Here is a 14,705-nt window from a genome sequence, read left to right on the forward strand (position 1 = left end):
TCGGCCCTCACCGCACCGAAGGGACCCCCCTCATGCAGATCGCCGTTGTCGTCTACGACCGCTTCACCGCCCTCGACGCCGTCGGCCCCTACGAGATCCTCTCCCGGCTCCCCGGCGCCGACATCGTCTTCGTCGCCGAGCGCACCGGCGCTGTGCGCACCGACACCGGCGCCCTCGCGGTCGTCGCGGACCGATCGCTGGGGGAGGTCACGCGGCCGGACGTCGTGGTGGTGCCGGGCGGGCCCGGACAGAGCGACCTGATGGAGCACCGGCCGCTGCTGGACTGGCTGCGCCAAGCCGACGCGGGCAGCACCTGGACGACCTCGGTGTGCACGGGCTCCCTGCTGCTGGCCGCCGCCGGACTCCTGGAGGGGCGCCGCGCGACCTCGCACTGGCTGGCCCTCGACCAGCTGACCCGGTTCGGCGCCGAGCCGACCGGGGAGCGGGTGGTGACCGACGGCAAGTACGTCACCGCCGCCGGGGTCTCCGCCGGCATCGACATGGCGCTCACCCTGGCCGGGCGGATCGCGGGCGACGAACACGCCCAGGCCCTGCAGCTCGCCACCGAGTACGACCCGCGCCCGCCCTATGCCGCCGGGTCCCCGGACAAGGCCCCCGCCCATCTCGTCGAGCGGCTGCGCGCCCGGAGCCGGTTCATCCTGACGCAGCCACGTTCCACGTGAAGTACGGCTGCCGCCGCTCCAGGAACGCGGCGACCCCTTCCGCGGTGTCGGGGTTGCCGCGGGCCCGCTCGGCCCAGTGGGCGTCCCGGTCGGTACGGCCGGCCGCGAACTCCTTCGCCGCGGCCTGGGTGAGCTGCGAGCGCGAGACCAGCACCCGGGTCAACTCCGCAACCCGCTTGTCCAGTTCGCCCTCCGGCAGCACCTCGTCGACGAGCCCGCTGCGCAGCGCCCGCCCCGCGTCGATCAACTCGGCCGAGAACAGCAGGTACTTGGCGGTGGCCGGACCCACCAGCGACACCAGGCGCCGGGTGGAGGAGGCCGGGTAGACGATCCCCAGCTTCGCCGGAGTCACCCCGAACAGCGCGCCCTCCTCCGCCAGCCGCAGGTCGCAGGCGGCGGCGAGCTGCGCCCCGCCGCCGACACAGTGCCCGCGCACCGCGGCCACCGTCGGCTTGGGGAACGCGGCGAGCGCCTCCTCGGCCGCCACGGCGAGTTTCTGCGCCTCCTCCGGCGAACCCCGGAGCGTGCTGATGTCCGCCCCCGCGCAGAAGGCCCCGCCCGCGCCGGTGAGCACCAGCGCCCGCACCCCGGGGTCCTGCGCGAGCGCGTCCAGCAGCTCCGGGAGCCGCCGCCACATCGCGGCGGTCATGGCGTTGCGCTTGGCCGGATGGTCGATGACGACGGTGGCGACGGCGCCGGTGACATGGTGGGAAAGCTGGGGCTCCATGGGCCGGATGCTATGCGCGCCCTCCGCCCCCACCAAGGACGGGGCCCACGGCCCTCGGGTGTCACAGGTCTCACCCAGCCGAACCGCCGCCGAGGCCACTGCAGCTCGGCGGCTTCGAGCGGCCGGGAGCAGCCCAAACCCGTACGACCCGATTAGTTCGCGAACCGGCGTCCGGGCGACCGGAACCAGTCCTCCACGTGACCGTGTCATACGCACTCGGTCAGAAACCGCTCGATACCCGCTGACTTGTGTTCAGGTCCGCAGAGCCGAGCGGATCGTTACCAACACTCGACGTGTGGTGACAATCGAGCGCGAGGGTGGCGACCGGACGATGGACAACCACGGGCGCGGGGACGGCCCACGCCCAGCGGGGGGCGCCGAGCGGCCGCCCGATCCACTGCCGTACGAGGGCGTCTGGCGGTTCACCGCGCCCGCGGTGGACGCCTCGGTCCCGCAGGCGCGGCACGCCGTACGGGACCTGCTGCTGCGCCAGGGCGTGCCGGTCTCCGACGACCTGGTGCACGGCCTGCTGCTGATCGTCTCCGAGCTGGTCACCAACGCGGTCCGGCACGCGGCGCTGCTGTCGCCGATGCTGGCCGTGGAGGTCGCCGTCGGAGCCGAGTGGGTGCGGGTGTCCGTGGAGGACAACCACCCGTACCGCCCGACCGCGCTGGAGGCCGACCACGGCCAGACCGGCGGCCGGGGCCTGCTGCTCGTCCGCGAGGTGGCGCGGGAGGCGGGCGGGACGGTCGACGTGGAGCACACCGCGAGCGGCGGCAAGGTCATCTGGGCCGCCCTGCCGCTCAAGCCCGCGACGGTGCCGTAGCGGCGCGGGCCCGTGCCCTCGCCCGGAGGCGTCGAGGCACAGGCCCGCGGCAACGCTGTCGTGGACGGTGGTGCTCACCAGCCCGCGGACGGGCCCGTCAGCTCCCTGATCGCCGGACGGGCCGCGTCCAGCACGGTCATGAACCAGGCCGAGAACGGATCCCGGGCGTGCCGCTCCGCCAGCTCGGCCGCCGTCACGAACGCGGTCCGGGCGACCTCGTCGGCGTCGGGCGCGAGCGGCGCCTGCACCAGGCCGACGAACAGGTGGTTGTACTCCTGCTCGACCAGGCCCGAGGCCGGATCAGGGTGGTTGTAGCGGACCGTGCCCGCCTCCGCCAGCAGCGAGGGCGACACGCCCAGCTCCTCGAAGGTGCGCCGGGCCGCGGCGGCGAACGGCGCCTCGCCCGGGTACGGGTGGCCGCAGCAGGTGTTGGACCACACACCGGGGGAGTGGTACTTGCCGAGCGCCCGCTGCTGGAGCAGCAGCCGGCCGTGGTCGTCGAAGAGGAACACCGAGAACGCGCGGTGCAACTGCCCCGGCGGCTGATGGGCGGCGAGCTTCTCCGCCGTACCGATCGTCACACCCTTCTCGTCGACCAGTTCCAGCAAAATCGCCTGTGCGGTGCCATTGGACGAGCTGTGCGTCGCGGTGGCAGGTGTGATCGGCATACCCATCCTTCGCCTCGGTCTTCGCACCCCAAGTCTGCCGTACGAATCCGGCACTCCCGGCACTTACCGGCACCTCCGCGCGCGGCGCGCGCCGGAAGGCGGACCCGGTAGATCATCGTGCCCGGACGGCGGAGCCCGGAACCTCCCCCCACCCCGGAACACCCGACCGGGGCGTCAGTGGCACAGCCGTGCCTCGTGCTCCGCGTGCCCGCCCGGCTCCAGCTGGAAGGTGCAGTGCTCGACGTCGAAGTGGTCGCCGAGGCAGCCCTGCAGCTCGTGCAGCAGCTTCTCGTGGCCCACGGCGCTCAGCACGTCCGAGCTCACCACCACATGGGCCGAGACCACCGGCATGCCGGAGGTGATCGTCCAGGCGTGCAGGTCGTGGACGTCCTCCACGCCGTCCAGCGCCAGGATGTGGGCCCGGACCTCGGCCATGTCCACGCCCTTCGGGGCCGCCTCCAGCAGCACGTCCAGCGTCTCGCGCAGCAGCTTCACCGTCCTCGGCACGATCATCAGGCCGATGGCCAGCGAGGCGACCGGGTCCGCGCGCTGCCAGCCGGTGGTCAGGATCACCACCGCCGAGACCAGCACCGCGCACGAGCCGAGCGCGTCCGCCGCGACCTCCAGGAAGGCGCCGCGCACGTTCAGGCTCTCCTTCTGCCCGCGCATCAGCAGGGTCAGCGAGACCGAGTTCGCGACCAGGCCGATCAGGCCGAACACGACCATCAGACCGCCGCGGGTCTCCGCGGGCGTCACGAACCGCTGGGCGGCCTCGTACAGGACGTATCCGCCGACCCCGAGCAGCAGCAGGCAGTTGGCCAGGGCGGCGAGGATCTCCGCGCGGGCGTAGCCGAAGGTGCGGTTCGCGCTCGGCGGGCGATTGGCGAAGTGGATCGCGAGCAGCGCCATGCCGAGGCCCACCGCGTCGGTGGCCATGTGGGCCGCGTCCGCGATCAGCGCGAGCGAGTCGGCCAGCACACCGCCGACGAGCTCCACCACCATGATCGTGAGCGTGATGCCCAGCGCGATCCGCAGCCGGCCCCGGTACGCGGCCGCGGCCGTACCCGTGGCCGGGGCATGGCTGTGCGCGTGCCCGTGGTCGTGCCCTGCCCCCATGGAAACCGCCCTTCCGTGCTCCGTCCGGCACCCAGTGAACTACGGGTGGGGGGTATGGGGCAACGCGGCATTGAACACCGTTGTCATGTGCCCTGACCTGCGGAAACGTTCCGCAGGTCACGACGGGTGCGGTTCCTGTCCGCGGCCGCTCCGCTGCGGCTCGAGCGCGGGCTCACCCGCCCTGGTGCACTTGCCAGCCCCGCCAGGCCGACTCCACCATCTCGCGTACCCCGCGCCCGGCCCGCCAGCCCAGCCGCTCGGCGGCCCGCTCGGCCGAGGCGACCGCGCGCGGCGCGTCGCCCGGCCTGCGCGGCTCCACCACCGGCTCCCGGCGGTCGCCGGTCACCTCCCCGACGACCGTGATCAGCTCGCGCACCGACACGCCCTCGCCCCGCCCGATGTTCAGCGTGAGATCACCGGGCACGTCGCCTCCGGCGAGCCGCCGCGCCGCCGCGAGGTGGGCCTCGGCCAGGTCGCTCACGTGGATGTAGTCCCGGACACAGGTGCCGTCCGGGGTCGGATAGTCGTCGCCGAAGATCCGCGGGGCCTCGTCGCGGGTGAGCCGGTCGAACACCATCGGCACGATGTTGAACACGCCCGTGTCCGCGAGCTCCGGCGCCGCCGCGCCCGCCACGTTGAAATACCGCAGGCACACCGTGGAGATCCCGTGCGCCTTCCCGGCCGCCCGTACCAGCCACTCGCCGGCCAGCTTGGTCTCGCCGTAGGGGTTCACCGGCGCGCACGGGGTGTCCTCGGTGATCAGCTCCACGTCCGGGTTGCCGTACACCGCCGCCGACGAGGAGAACACCAGCCGGCGGATGCCGGCCTCCGCGACCGCGTCCAGCAGCGTGGCCAGCCCGCCGACGTTCTCCCGGTAGTAGCGGGTCGGCCGCGCCACCGACTCGGCGACCTGCTTGCGCGCCGCCAGATGTACGACGCCGGTCACGCCGTACTCCCCGAGGACCCGCTTGAGCCGGTCCCCGTCCAGCGTCGAGCCCTCGACCAGCGGCACGTCCGCGGGCAGCCGTGCGGGCACCGCCGCCGACAGGTCGTCCAGCGCCACGACGCGCTCCCCGGCGCCGGCCATGGCCCGCGCCACATGCGCCCCGATGTATCCGGCTCCGCCGGTGATCAGCCAGGTCATGGTCGTCCACCTTATGCGGGCCCCTCGCCTGTCCCGGTTGCCCCGGTCTGCGCCGACGGGTTTGTGAGGCGGGCCCCGGATCCCCGATGATGATCGCGGCAAAGGCCGGGGCAGCCGCCGTGGGCCTGGCCGTGAACGGCCGGTGAACACGGGCCTGCGGCCATCCGATAGCCTCTGCCGACATGCCGCCCGGGTGCCGCCGGCAGGGCGCCCCACCATGCGAGACAGCCGGTGCCCACGCGCCGGCACCCAGGGAGTGAGTTCGGTTGTCGACCGCCATCGTCACCGGTCAGCCGGTCCCCGGATCGACCCTCGAGAACGATCTGCGGTCCCTCGGCTTCGACGTCCGGGTGGCAGCGGACGCCGCCGAGGCCGAGACCCTGCTCGCCGCCGCCCCGGCCGGTGACCGCGTGGCCCTGGTCGACGCCCGCTTCGTCGGCCACCGGCACGCCCTGCGCCTCGGCCTGACCGACCCGCGCTTCCCGCTCGCCGCGGTCCCCGGCGCCGTCACCGCCCAGGGGGCCGCCCGGCAGGCGCTGACCCGGGCCGTGGCCCGCGAGACCACCGCCGGCGGCGGCACCGCAGTGGCCGTGGACAGCCTCGCCGACCGGGTCGTCACCGCCCTCGGCGCCGACGGCTGCGAGGTGCACCGGCCGGAGCTGGGCAGCCTGGTCGCCGCCGTCCCCGCCGACCCGCAGGCCCGCAACGAGGCACGGCAGGCCGTCGCCGCCGTCGACGACGAGGCCGTACGCCTGAAGTCCGCCGTGAAGTCCCGCGACGGCTTCTTCACCACCTTCTTCATCAGCCCTTACTCCCGCTACCTCGCCCGCTGGTGCGCCCGCCGGGGCCTGACCCCCAACCAGGTCACCACGGCCTCGCTGCTCACCGCCCTCATCGCGGCCGGCTGCGCGGCGACGGGCACGCGCGCGGGGTTCGTCGCGGCCGGCGTGCTGCTGATCGCGTCCTTCGTGCTGGACTGCACCGACGGCCAGCTCGCCCGCTACGCCCTGAAGTACTCCACGCTCGGCGCCTGGCTGGACGCCACCTTCGACCGGGCCAAGGAGTACGCCTACTACGCCGGTCTCGCCCTCGGCGCGGCCCGCGGCGGCGACGACGTGTGGGCCCTCGCCCTCGGCGCGATGGTCCTGCAGACCTGCCGGCACGTGGTCGACTTCTCCTTCAACGAGGCCAACCACGACGCCACCGCCAACACCAGCCCCACCGCAACCCTCTCCGACAAGCTCGACAGCGTCGGCTGGACGGTCTGGCTGCGCCGGATGATCGTCCTGCCCATCGGCGAGCGGTGGGCGCTGATAGCGGTCCTGACGGCGGTGACGACCCCCCGGATCACCTTCTGGGTCCTGCTCGCCGGCTGCGCGTTCGCGGCCGCCTACACCACGGCGGGCCGCGTCCTGCGCTCCCTGACCCGCACGGCGCGGCGCACCGACCGGGCCGCGCGGGCGCTGGCGGACCTCGCCGACTCCGGTCCCCTCGCCGAGGCCGTACGACGCGTGGCACGGCGGGGCCTGCCCGGCCTCGCGGTGCCCGCGGCCGCCTTCGCGGGCGGTGCCGTCGTCACCGCCTGCTCGGCCCTGACCGGCTACGGCTCGGTGCTGCCGGTGATCGGCGCCCTGGTGTACGTCCTGACCTCGGCCCTCGCCGTCGCCCGCCCCCTCAAGGGCGCCCTCGACTGGCTGGTCCCGCCCTTCTTCCGCGCCGCCGAATACGGCACCGTCCTGATCCTCGCGGGCAAAGCCGGGGTGAACGGCGCCCTCCCGGCGGCTTTCGGCCTGGTGGCGGCCGTCGCCTACCATCACTACGACACGGTGTACCGCATCCGCGGCAACGCCGGAGCGCCCCCGGCCTGGCTGGTGCGCTGCATCGGGGGGCACGAGGGGCGCACGCTCCTCGTCACCGTCCTGGCCGCGGTGCTCACCGCCGCGCAGTTCACGGTCGCGCTCACGGTCCTCGCCGTGGCCGTCGCCCTCGTGGTGCTCGCCGAGAGCATCCGCTTCTGGGTCTCCGCCGGGGCCCCAGCCGTACACGACGAAGGAGAACCCGCATGATCGGCCTCGTGCTCGCGGCCGGCGCCGGACGGCGTCTGCGCCCCTACACCGACACCCTGCCCAAGGCGCTGGTGCCGGTGGGGCCCGCGGGCATAGAGGGCGAACCAACGGTTCTGGACCTCACCCTCGCCAACTTCGCCGAGGTCGGCCTGACCGAGGCCGCGATCATCGTCGGCTACCGCAAGGAGGCCGTGTACGAGCGCAGGGCGGCCCTGGAGCAGAAGTACGGCCTCAGGCTCACCCTCATCGACAACGACAAGGCCGAGGAGTGGAACAACGCCTACTCCCTGTGGTGCGGCCGTGACGCCCTCAAGGACGGCGTGATCCTCGCCAACGGCGACACCGTGCACCCGGTCTCCGTCGAGAAGACGCTGCTCGCGGCCCGTGGTGAGGGCAAGAAGATCATCCTCGCGCTGGACACCGTGAAGTCCCTCGCGGACGAGGAGATGAAGGTCGTCGTCGACCCCGAGAAGGGCATGACGAAGATCACCAAGCTGATGGACCCCGCCGAGGCCACCGGCGAGTACATCGGCGTCACCCTGATCGAGGGCGACGCCGCCCCCGAACTGGCCGACGCGCTGAAGACGGTCTGGGAGACCGACCCGCAGCAGTTCTACGAGCACGGCTACCAGGAGCTGGTCAACCGGGGCTTCCGGATCGACGTGGCGCCGATCGGCGACGTGGACTGGGTCGAGATCGACAACCACGACGACCTGGCCAGGGGACGGGAGATCGCGTGCCGCTACTGACCCGGCTGATTCCCTCGCCGGTCGTCGTGGACATCCGCCCGGGTGCCCTGGACGACCTGGCCTGCGTCCTCGCCGACGAGCGCATCGCGCAGTCCGGCCGGCTCGCCGTCGCCGTCAGCGGCGGCTCCGGCGCCAGGCTCCGCGAGCGGATCGCCCCCTCGCTGCCGGGCGCCACCTGGTACGAGGTCGGCGGCGGCACCCTCGACGACGCGATCCGGCTGGCCGGCGAGATGAAGTCCGGCCACTACGACGCGGTCGTCGGGCTCGGCGGCGGCAAGATCATCGACTGCGCCAAGTTCGCCGCGGCCCGCGTCGGCCTGCCCCTGGTCGCCGTACCGACGAACCTCGCGCACGACGGCCTGTGCTCGCCGGTCGCCACGCTCGACAACGACGCCGGACGCGGCTCCTACGGTGTGCCGAACCCCATCGCGGTCGTCATCGACCTGGACGTGATCCGCGAGGCCCCGGCCCGCTTCGTGCGCGCCGGCATCGGCGACGCGGTGTCCAACATCAACGCGGTCAAGGACTGGGAACTGTCCAACCGGGTCAACGGCGAGAAGATCGACGGTCTCGCCGCTGCCATGGCCCGCCAGGCCGGCGAGGCGGTGCTGCGCCACCCCGGCGGCATCGGCGACAACGACTTCCTCCAGGTGCTCGCCGAGGCGCTGGTGCTCAGCGGCATCTCGATGTCGATCTCCGGCGACTCCCGCCCGTCCTCCGGCTCCTGCCACGAGATCAACCACGCCTTCGACCTGCTCTTCCCCAAGCGGGCGGCCGCCCACGGCGAGCAGTGCGGACTCGGCGCGGCCTTCGCGATGTACCTGCGCGGGGCGCACGAGGAGGCGGTCCACACGGCCGGGGTGCTGCGCCGGCACGGGCTTCCGGTGCTGCCGGAGGAGATCGGCTTCACCGTGGACGAGTTCGTCCGCGTCGTGGAGTTCGCCCCGGAGACCCGCCCCGGCCGCTACACGATCCTCGAACACCTCGACCTCAAGACGAACCAGATCAAGGACATCTACGCCGACTATGTCAAGGCCATCGGTAGCTGAACTCCGTCCGGTCGTCCACCCCGCGGGGGTGAAGGACCGGCGCAGCGGTGAGCACTGGATGGGACGCCTCTACATGCGTGAGGTGTCCCTGCGGGTCGACCGCTACCTGGTGAACACCAGGGTCACGCCCAACCAGCTCACGTACCTGATGACCGTCTTCGGCGTGCTCGCCGCCCCGGCACTGCTCGTGCCGGGGATCTGGGGCGCCGTGCTCGGCGTGGTCTGCGTGCAGATGTACCTGCTGCTGGACTGCGTCGACGGCGAGATCGCGCGCTGGAAGAAGCAGTACTCGCTGAACGGCGTCTACCTGGACCGGGTCGGCGCCTACCTCACGGACGCCGCGGTGCTCACGGGCTTCGGCCTGCGCGCCGCCGACCTGTGGGGCAGCGGCCGTATCGACTGGCTGTGGGCCTTCCTCGGCACCCTGGCCGCGCTCGGCGCCATCCTCATCAAGGCGGAGACCGACCTGGTCGGCGTCGCCCGGCACCAGGCCGGCAAGCCGCCGGTCAAGGAGGCCGCCGCCGAGATGCGCTCCTCCGGGATGGCGCTGGCCCGCCGGGCGGCCGCCGCCCTGAAGTTCCACCGGCTGATCCTCGGCATCGAGGCGTCCCTGCTGATCCTGGTCCTCGCCATCGTCGACCAGGCGCGCGGCGACCTGTTCTTCTCCCGGCTGGGGGTGGCGGTGCTGGCCGGCATCGCCCTGCTGCAGACGCTGCTGCACCTGGTGTCCATCCTCGCCTCCAGCAGGCTGAAGTGAGCGCGGCGATGCGGGTCGGCGCCGTCGTCATCACCATGGGCAACCGGCCCGAGGAGCTGCGGGCCCTGCTCGACTCGGTCGCCAAGCAGGACGGCGACCCGGTCGAGGTGGTCGTCGTCGGCAACGGCTCGCCGGTCCCGGACGTCCCCGAGGGCGTGCGGACGATCGAGCTGCCCGAGAACCTGGGCATCCCCGGCGGCCGCAACGTCGGCATAGAGGCCTTCGGGCCCGGCGGCCGCGATGTCGACATATTGCTCTTCCTCGACGACGACGGCCTGCTCGCCCGGCACGACACCGCCCAGCTGTGCCGTGAGGCGTTCGAGGCCGACCCGAGGCTCGGCATCATCAGCTTCCGCATCGCCGACCCGGAGACCGGCGAGACCCAGCGCCGCCATGTGCCCCGGCTGCGGGCCTCCGATCCGCTGCGCTCCTCGCGGGTCACCACCTTCCTCGGCGGCGCCAACGCGGTGCGCACCCGCGTCTTCGCCGAGGTGGGCGGGCTGCCCGACGCCTTCTTCTACGCCCACGAGGAGACCGACCTGGCCTGGCGGGCCCTGGACGCCGGCTGGATGATCGACTACCGCTCCGACATGGTGCTGTACCACCCGACGACCGCGCCCTCGCGGCACGCGGTCTACCACCGCATGGTCGCCCGCAACCGCGTGTGGCTGGCCCGCCGCAACCTCCCCGCGCCTCTGGTGCCCGTCTACCTCGGCGTGTGGCTGCTGCTCACCCTCGTCCGCCGTCCCTCCCGCCCGGCGCTGCGGGCGTGGTTCGGCGGCTTCCGGGAGGGCTGGACCACGCCGTGCGGTCCGCGCCGCCCGATGAGGTGGCGTACGGTGTGGCGGCTGACCCGGCTGGGCCGGCCGCCGGTGATCTGACCGACCCGGCTGGGCCGGCCCCCGGCGATCTGAGAAGCTTCTCTTACCCGAAGAGACCAAGCTTCTTACCCAAGAGAGTCCGGATTTCCACTCGTGAGTCACACAACGCATGACGGCGGGGTCGCGGTGAGCGCGATAGCGTCGCCCGACGAGGGGCTGACGGCGGCGCAGCTGGCCGCCAAGTACGGGCTCGCCGTGAGCGGCGCCCGCCCCTCCCTGCCCAGTTACGTCCGCCAGCTGTGGGGGCGGCGCCACTTCATCCTCGCCTTCTCGCAGGCGAAGCTGACGGCGCAGTACAGCCAGGCCAAGCTCGGCCAGCTGTGGCAGGTGGCGACGCCGCTGCTGAACGCGGGCGTGTACTACTTCATCTTCGGCGTGATCCTGCACGCGAGCCGCGGCCTGCCCCAGGACGTCTACATCCCGTTCCTGGTCACCGGCGTGTTCGTGTTCACGTTCACGCAGAGCTCGGTGATGTCCGGGGTCCGCGCGATCTCCGGCAACCTGGGGCTGGTGCGGGCCCTGCACTTCCCGCGCGCCTCGCTGCCCATCTCGTTCTCGCTGCAGCAGCTCCAGCAGCTGCTGTTCTCGATGATCGTGATGTTCGTCGTGGCGATCGGCTTCGGCAGCTACCCCACCCCCGCCTGGCTGCTGATCGTGCCGGTGCTGCTGCTGCAGTTCCTGTTCAACACCGGGCTCGCGCTGATCGTGGCCCGGATGGGCGCCAAGACCCCGGACCTCGCGCAGCTGATGCCGTTCATCCTGCGCACCTGGATGTACACCTCGGGCGTCATGTTCTCCATCAACAAGATGATGGAGGGCCGCTCCGAGATCGCGGTCCGGCTGCTCCAGGTCAACCCGGCCGCGGTCTACATGGACCTGATGCGCTACGCCCTGATCGACGGCTACGGCGCCTCGAACCTGCCGCCGCACGTGTGGGCCATCGCGCTGTTCTGGGCCGTCGTCGTCTTCGCCGGCGGGTTCGTGTACTTCTGGAAGGCGGAGGAGCGGTACGGCCGTGGCTGAGCAGTACACCGGGGAGCGCCGCCCCACCGTCATCGCGGACGACCTGCACATCGTCTACCGCGTCAACGGCGCCAGGACCGGCAAGGGCAGCGCGACGGCGGCCCTCAGCCGCATCGTCAGGCGGAGCTCCGACGACGCGGCGCGGGGGGTGCGCAAGGTGCACGCCGTGCGCGGCGTGTCCTTCGTCGCCTACCGCGGCGAGGCCATCGGCCTGATCGGCTCCAACGGCTCCGGCAAGTCCACGCTGCTGCGGGCCATCGCCGGGCTGCTGCCCGCCGAGCGGGGCAAGGTCTACACCGACGGCCAGCCCTCGCTGCTCGGTGTGAACGCGGCCCTGATGAACGACCTCACCGGCGAGCGCAACGTCATCCTGGGCGGGCTCGCCATGGGGATGTCCCGGGAGGAGATCAAGGAGCGCTACCAGGACGTCGTGGACTTCTCGGGCATCAACGAGAAGGGCGACTTCATCACCCTGCCGATGCGCACGTACTCCTCCGGCATGGCCGCCCGGCTGCGGTTCTCCATCGCCGCCGCCAAGGACCACGACGTCCTCATGATCGACGAGGCGCTGGCCACCGGTGACCGCAAGTTCCAGAAGCGCTCGGAGGAACGCATCCGGGAACTGCGCAAGGAGGCCGGCACGGTCTTTCTGGTCAGCCACAACAACAAGTCCATCCGGGACACCTGCGACCGCGTCCTGTGGCTGGAGCGCGGCGAACTTCGCATGGACGGGCCGACCGAAGAGGTTCTGAAGGAGTACGAGAAGTTCACCGGCAAGTGACGCGTTTCGGCCAGGGCCCCGCCGGAATCCGTCCGGCGGGGCCCGGCGTCTATAACGGAATCGTCAACTCCGTTTGGTCTCAGGAATCTTGGAGCCAATCGGTGTGTTGTTGTGATGTGCAGGACACCCCGACGAACCTCGCTGCGTTGTACAACGTAAGCTGTACCGGCGCCGGAAAGCGGCAAGTGGGGCGATAATGCGCGACACCCCGAGCCGGGGCGACCTCGCGAATTGCTGGGCGGCGTGTCCGAAATAGTGTGTATTGGGTCGGCAGTGTAGAACGGGAGATGTGACGGCGATGGCTACGGAAACTCCCCAGCTCAACGCAGCATGCGCCGTCCCCGCGCCGGGCAGCGCCCGATGACGGCGACCGAGACGGCGCAAGACCCGGAGCGCGCCACCCTCGACAAGGCCACGAGCGAGAACTTTCCCGTGGCCCCGTTCTTCCTGCCCAGGGCCTGGCGCGCCGACCTCATGGCCGTCTACGGCTTCGCCCGCCTGGTCGACGACATCGGCGACGGCGACCTCGCCCCCGGCGGCGCCGACGCCCGTCTCCTCGGCGTGTCGGCCACCGAGGCCGAGGACCGCCTCGCCCTCCTCGACGCCTTCGAGACCGACCTGCGCCGCGTCTTCGACGGCACCCCGCGCCATCCGCTGCTGCGCCGGCTGCAGCCCACCGTCCGCCGCCGCTCCCTCACCCCCGAGCCCTTCCTCGGCCTGATCGCCGCCAACCGCCAGGACCAGCTCGTCTCCCGCTACGAGACCTACGACGACCTCCTCGCCTACTGCGACCTGTCCGCCAACCCCGTCGGCCGCCTCGTCCTCGCCGTCACCGGGACCTCCACCCCCGAGCGGGTCCGGCTCTCCGACGCGATCTGCACCGCGCTGCAGATCGTGGAGCACCTCCAGGACGTCGCCGAGGACCTCCGCCGGGACCGGATCTACCTCCCGGCCGCGGACATGAAGCGCTTTCACGTGCAGGAATCCGATCTTGGCGCGAAAACCGCGGGCGCATCGGTGCGCGCCCTGGTTGCATACGAGGCACAACGCGCCCGTGATCTGCTGAATGAAGGCGCTCCCCTGGTGGGTAGCGTCCACGGCAGGTTGAAGCTGCTGCTCGCAGGGTTCGTGGCGGGGGGAAGGGCGGCGATCCGCGCGATCGCCGCCGCCGATTACGACGTACTTCCCGGCCCGCCCCGACCCGGCAAGGTCCAGTTGCTGCGTGAGGCGGGCGTGATCCTGCGAGGAGAGGGGTGATCCGGACCGTGGATTCTCCGTCGCACGTGTCCGCACCGGTACTCGCCGCCTACAGCTACTGCGAGACCGTCACCGGGCAGCAGGCGCGCAACTTCGCCTATGGCATCCGCTTGCTGCCCACGCCCAAGCGCCGCGCCATGTCGGCGCTGTACGCGTTCTCCCGGCGCGTGGACGACATCGGCGACGGCGACCTGGCCGACGAGGTGAAGCTGAAGCGGCTCGAGGACACCAGGGCACTGCTCGCCCGGGTCCGCGCGGACGAGGTCGAGGAGGACGACACCGATCCGGTCGCCGTCGCCCTCGCCCATGCCGCGCGCGCCTTCCCGATCCCGCTCGGCGGCCTCGACGAGCTGATCGACGGCGTGCAGATGGACGTGCGCGGCGAGACCTACGAGACCTGGGACGACCTGAAGGTGTACTGCCGGTGCGTCGCCGGCGCCATCGGCCGGCTCTCGCTCGGCGTCTTCGGCACCGAACCGGGAGCGCGCGGCGCCGAGCGCGCACCCGAGTACGCCGACACCCTCGGCCTCGCCCTGCAGCTGACCAACATCCTGAGAGACGTCCGCGAGGACGCGGCCGGCGGCCGTACCTATCTGCCCGCCGACGACCTCGCCAAGTTCGGCTGTTCCGCCGGGTTCGACGGGCCGACCCCGCCGGAGGGCTCCGACTTCGCGGGCCTCGTGCACTTCGAAGTGCGACGGGCCCGCGCCCTTTTCGCCGAGGGCTACCAGCTGCTCCCCATGCTCGACCGGCGCAGCGGCGCCTGTGTGGCCGCCATGGCCGGCATCTACCGCAGGCTGCTGGACCGCATCGAGCGCGACCCCGAGGCCGTGCTGCGCGGCCGGGTCTCGCTGCCCGGACGCGAGAAGGCGTATGTCGCCGTACGCGGTCTGTCCGGTCTGGACACCCGGCATGTGACCCGCCATGTCTCCCCCCGTTCCCTCAGGAGGCGCGCCTGATGGAACGCGCCGAACCAGG

At 72.1% G+C, this 14,705-nt stretch carries 15 protein-coding genes; 11 read left to right on the forward strand and 4 right to left on the reverse strand.

Features of this window, described 5'->3' with window-relative positions; genetic code table 11:
* The first annotated feature begins 32 nt into the window (after window positions 1-32).
* Window positions 33-683 carry a DJ-1/PfpI family protein gene (locus AB0950_RS08210; protein WP_360156829.1) on the forward strand — a complete coding sequence of 217 codons (651 nt, stop codon included), beginning with the start codon at window positions 33-35 and terminating at the stop codon, window positions 681-683.
* Here the strand turns inward: AB0950_RS08210 and AB0950_RS08215 are convergent.
* Entirely contained in the window at window positions 655-1,410 is a 756-nt protein-coding gene (locus tag AB0950_RS08215; RefSeq protein WP_366778108.1) for an enoyl-CoA hydratase-related protein, read from the reverse strand. The two genes, AB0950_RS08210 and AB0950_RS08215, sit on opposite strands and share 29 nt — an antisense overlap.
* A gap of 331 nt (window positions 1,411-1,741) precedes the next feature.
* On the opposite strand from AB0950_RS08215, the gene AB0950_RS08220 reads away from it, so the two are divergent.
* Entirely contained in the window at window positions 1,742-2,236 is a 495-nt protein-coding gene (locus AB0950_RS08220; protein ID WP_360157204.1) for an ATP-binding protein, read from the forward strand.
* A 74-nt stretch (window positions 2,237-2,310) separates the two neighbouring features.
* Here the strand turns inward: AB0950_RS08220 and idi are convergent, their stop codons facing one another.
* The 3 genes from idi to galE all read right to left on the reverse strand — a co-directional run bounded on the left by idi (window position 2,311) and on the right by galE (window position 5,164).
* A complete protein-coding gene (idi, locus tag AB0950_RS08225) occupies window positions 2,311-2,904 on the reverse strand; it encodes an isopentenyl-diphosphate Delta-isomerase (protein WP_360156823.1) in 594 nt (197 codons plus the stop codon).
* A gap of 174 nt (window positions 2,905-3,078) precedes the next feature.
* Window positions 3,079-4,020 carry a cation diffusion facilitator family transporter gene (locus tag AB0950_RS08230; RefSeq protein WP_360156820.1) on the reverse strand — a complete coding sequence of 314 codons (942 nt, stop codon included), beginning with the start codon at window positions 4,018-4,020 and terminating at the stop codon, window positions 3,079-3,081.
* Between the two features lie 172 nt (window positions 4,021-4,192).
* Window positions 4,193-5,164 carry a UDP-glucose 4-epimerase GalE gene (gene galE, locus AB0950_RS08235; protein WP_360156817.1) on the reverse strand — a complete coding sequence of 324 codons (972 nt, stop codon included), beginning with the start codon at window positions 5,162-5,164 and terminating at the stop codon, window positions 4,193-4,195.
* Between the two features lie 266 nt (window positions 5,165-5,430).
* On the opposite strand from galE, the gene AB0950_RS08240 reads away from it, so the two are divergent.
* The 9 genes from AB0950_RS08240 (at window position 5,431) to hpnD (ending at window position 14,686) form a co-directional block, all read left to right on the forward strand.
* Window positions 5,431-7,230 (forward strand): DUF5941 domain-containing protein, encoded by a 1,800-nt coding sequence (locus AB0950_RS08240; protein WP_366778109.1) that lies wholly within the window; start codon window positions 5,431-5,433, stop codon window positions 7,228-7,230.
* Window positions 7,227-7,979, forward strand: a complete 753-nt coding sequence (locus AB0950_RS08245; protein ID WP_360156811.1) for a phosphocholine cytidylyltransferase family protein — start codon at window positions 7,227-7,229, stop codon at window positions 7,977-7,979. Before AB0950_RS08240 ends, AB0950_RS08245 begins: the two co-directional genes overlap by 4 nt.
* Window positions 7,967-9,028 carry an iron-containing alcohol dehydrogenase family protein gene (locus AB0950_RS08250; RefSeq protein WP_360156808.1) on the forward strand — a complete coding sequence of 354 codons (1,062 nt, stop codon included), beginning with the start codon at window positions 7,967-7,969 and terminating at the stop codon, window positions 9,026-9,028. The genes AB0950_RS08245 and AB0950_RS08250 overlap by 13 nt, the downstream gene beginning before the upstream one ends.
* A complete protein-coding gene (locus AB0950_RS08255) occupies window positions 9,006-9,785 on the forward strand; it encodes a CDP-alcohol phosphatidyltransferase family protein (RefSeq protein WP_360156805.1) in 780 nt (259 codons plus the stop codon). The genes AB0950_RS08250 and AB0950_RS08255 overlap by 23 nt, the downstream gene beginning before the upstream one ends.
* An 8-nt stretch (window positions 9,786-9,793) precedes the next feature.
* Window positions 9,794-10,666, forward strand: a complete 873-nt coding sequence (locus tag AB0950_RS08260) for a glycosyltransferase (RefSeq protein ID WP_360157200.1) — start codon at window positions 9,794-9,796, stop codon at window positions 10,664-10,666.
* Window positions 10,667-10,759: 93 nt separating this feature from the next.
* Window positions 10,760-11,689, forward strand: coding sequence for an ABC transporter permease (locus AB0950_RS08265; protein WP_366778110.1), 930 nt, complete (start codon window positions 10,760-10,762; stop codon window positions 11,687-11,689).
* Entirely contained in the window at window positions 11,682-12,470 is a 789-nt protein-coding gene (locus AB0950_RS08270; RefSeq protein ID WP_360156799.1) for an ABC transporter ATP-binding protein, read from the forward strand. Before AB0950_RS08265 ends, AB0950_RS08270 begins: the two co-directional genes overlap by 8 nt.
* 360 nt (window positions 12,471-12,830) lie before the next feature.
* Entirely contained in the window at window positions 12,831-13,727 is an 897-nt protein-coding gene (gene hpnC / locus AB0950_RS08275; protein ID WP_360574338.1) for a squalene synthase HpnC, read from the forward strand.
* Window positions 13,724-14,686 (forward strand): presqualene diphosphate synthase HpnD, encoded by a 963-nt coding sequence (hpnD, locus tag AB0950_RS08280; RefSeq protein ID WP_360156796.1) that lies wholly within the window; start codon window positions 13,724-13,726, stop codon window positions 14,684-14,686. The genes hpnC and hpnD overlap by 4 nt, the downstream gene beginning before the upstream one ends.
* Window positions 14,687-14,705: the final 19 nt, after the last annotated feature.

Origin of the sequence: Streptomyces sp. NPDC007189 (assembly GCF_040703635.1) — a bacterium.
Taxonomy (GTDB): Bacteria; Actinomycetota; Actinomycetes; order Streptomycetales; family Streptomycetaceae; genus Streptomyces.

What these genes read in the sequence shown, in the direction of transcription:
- AB0950_RS08210 (WP_360156829.1), top strand. Translation starts at nt 33, where the DNA reads ATGCAGATCGCCGTTGTCGTCTACGACCGCTTCACCGCCCTCGACGCC.
- AB0950_RS08215 (WP_366778108.1), bottom strand. Translation starts at nt 1,410, where the DNA reads ATGGAGCCCCAGCTTTCCCACCATGTCACCGGCGCCGTCGCCACCGTC.
- AB0950_RS08220 (WP_360157204.1), top strand. Translation starts at nt 1,742, where the DNA reads ATGGACAACCACGGGCGCGGGGACGGCCCACGCCCAGCGGGGGGCGCC.
- idi (WP_360156823.1), bottom strand. Translation starts at nt 2,904, where the DNA reads ATGCCGATCACACCTGCCACCGCGACGCACAGCTCGTCCAATGGCACC.
- AB0950_RS08230 (WP_360156820.1), bottom strand. Translation starts at nt 4,020, where the DNA reads ATGGGGGCAGGGCACGACCACGGGCACGCGCACAGCCATGCCCCGGCC.
- galE (WP_360156817.1), bottom strand. Translation starts at nt 5,164, where the DNA reads ATGACCTGGCTGATCACCGGCGGAGCCGGATACATCGGGGCGCATGTG.
- AB0950_RS08245 (WP_360156811.1), top strand. Translation starts at nt 7,227, where the DNA reads ATGATCGGCCTCGTGCTCGCGGCCGGCGCCGGACGGCGTCTGCGCCCC.
- AB0950_RS08255 (WP_360156805.1), top strand. Translation starts at nt 9,006, where the DNA reads ATGTCAAGGCCATCGGTAGCTGAACTCCGTCCGGTCGTCCACCCCGCG.
- AB0950_RS08260 (WP_360157200.1), top strand. Translation starts at nt 9,794, where the DNA reads ATGCGGGTCGGCGCCGTCGTCATCACCATGGGCAACCGGCCCGAGGAG.
- hpnC (WP_360574338.1), top strand. Translation starts at nt 12,831, where the DNA reads ATGACGGCGACCGAGACGGCGCAAGACCCGGAGCGCGCCACCCTCGAC.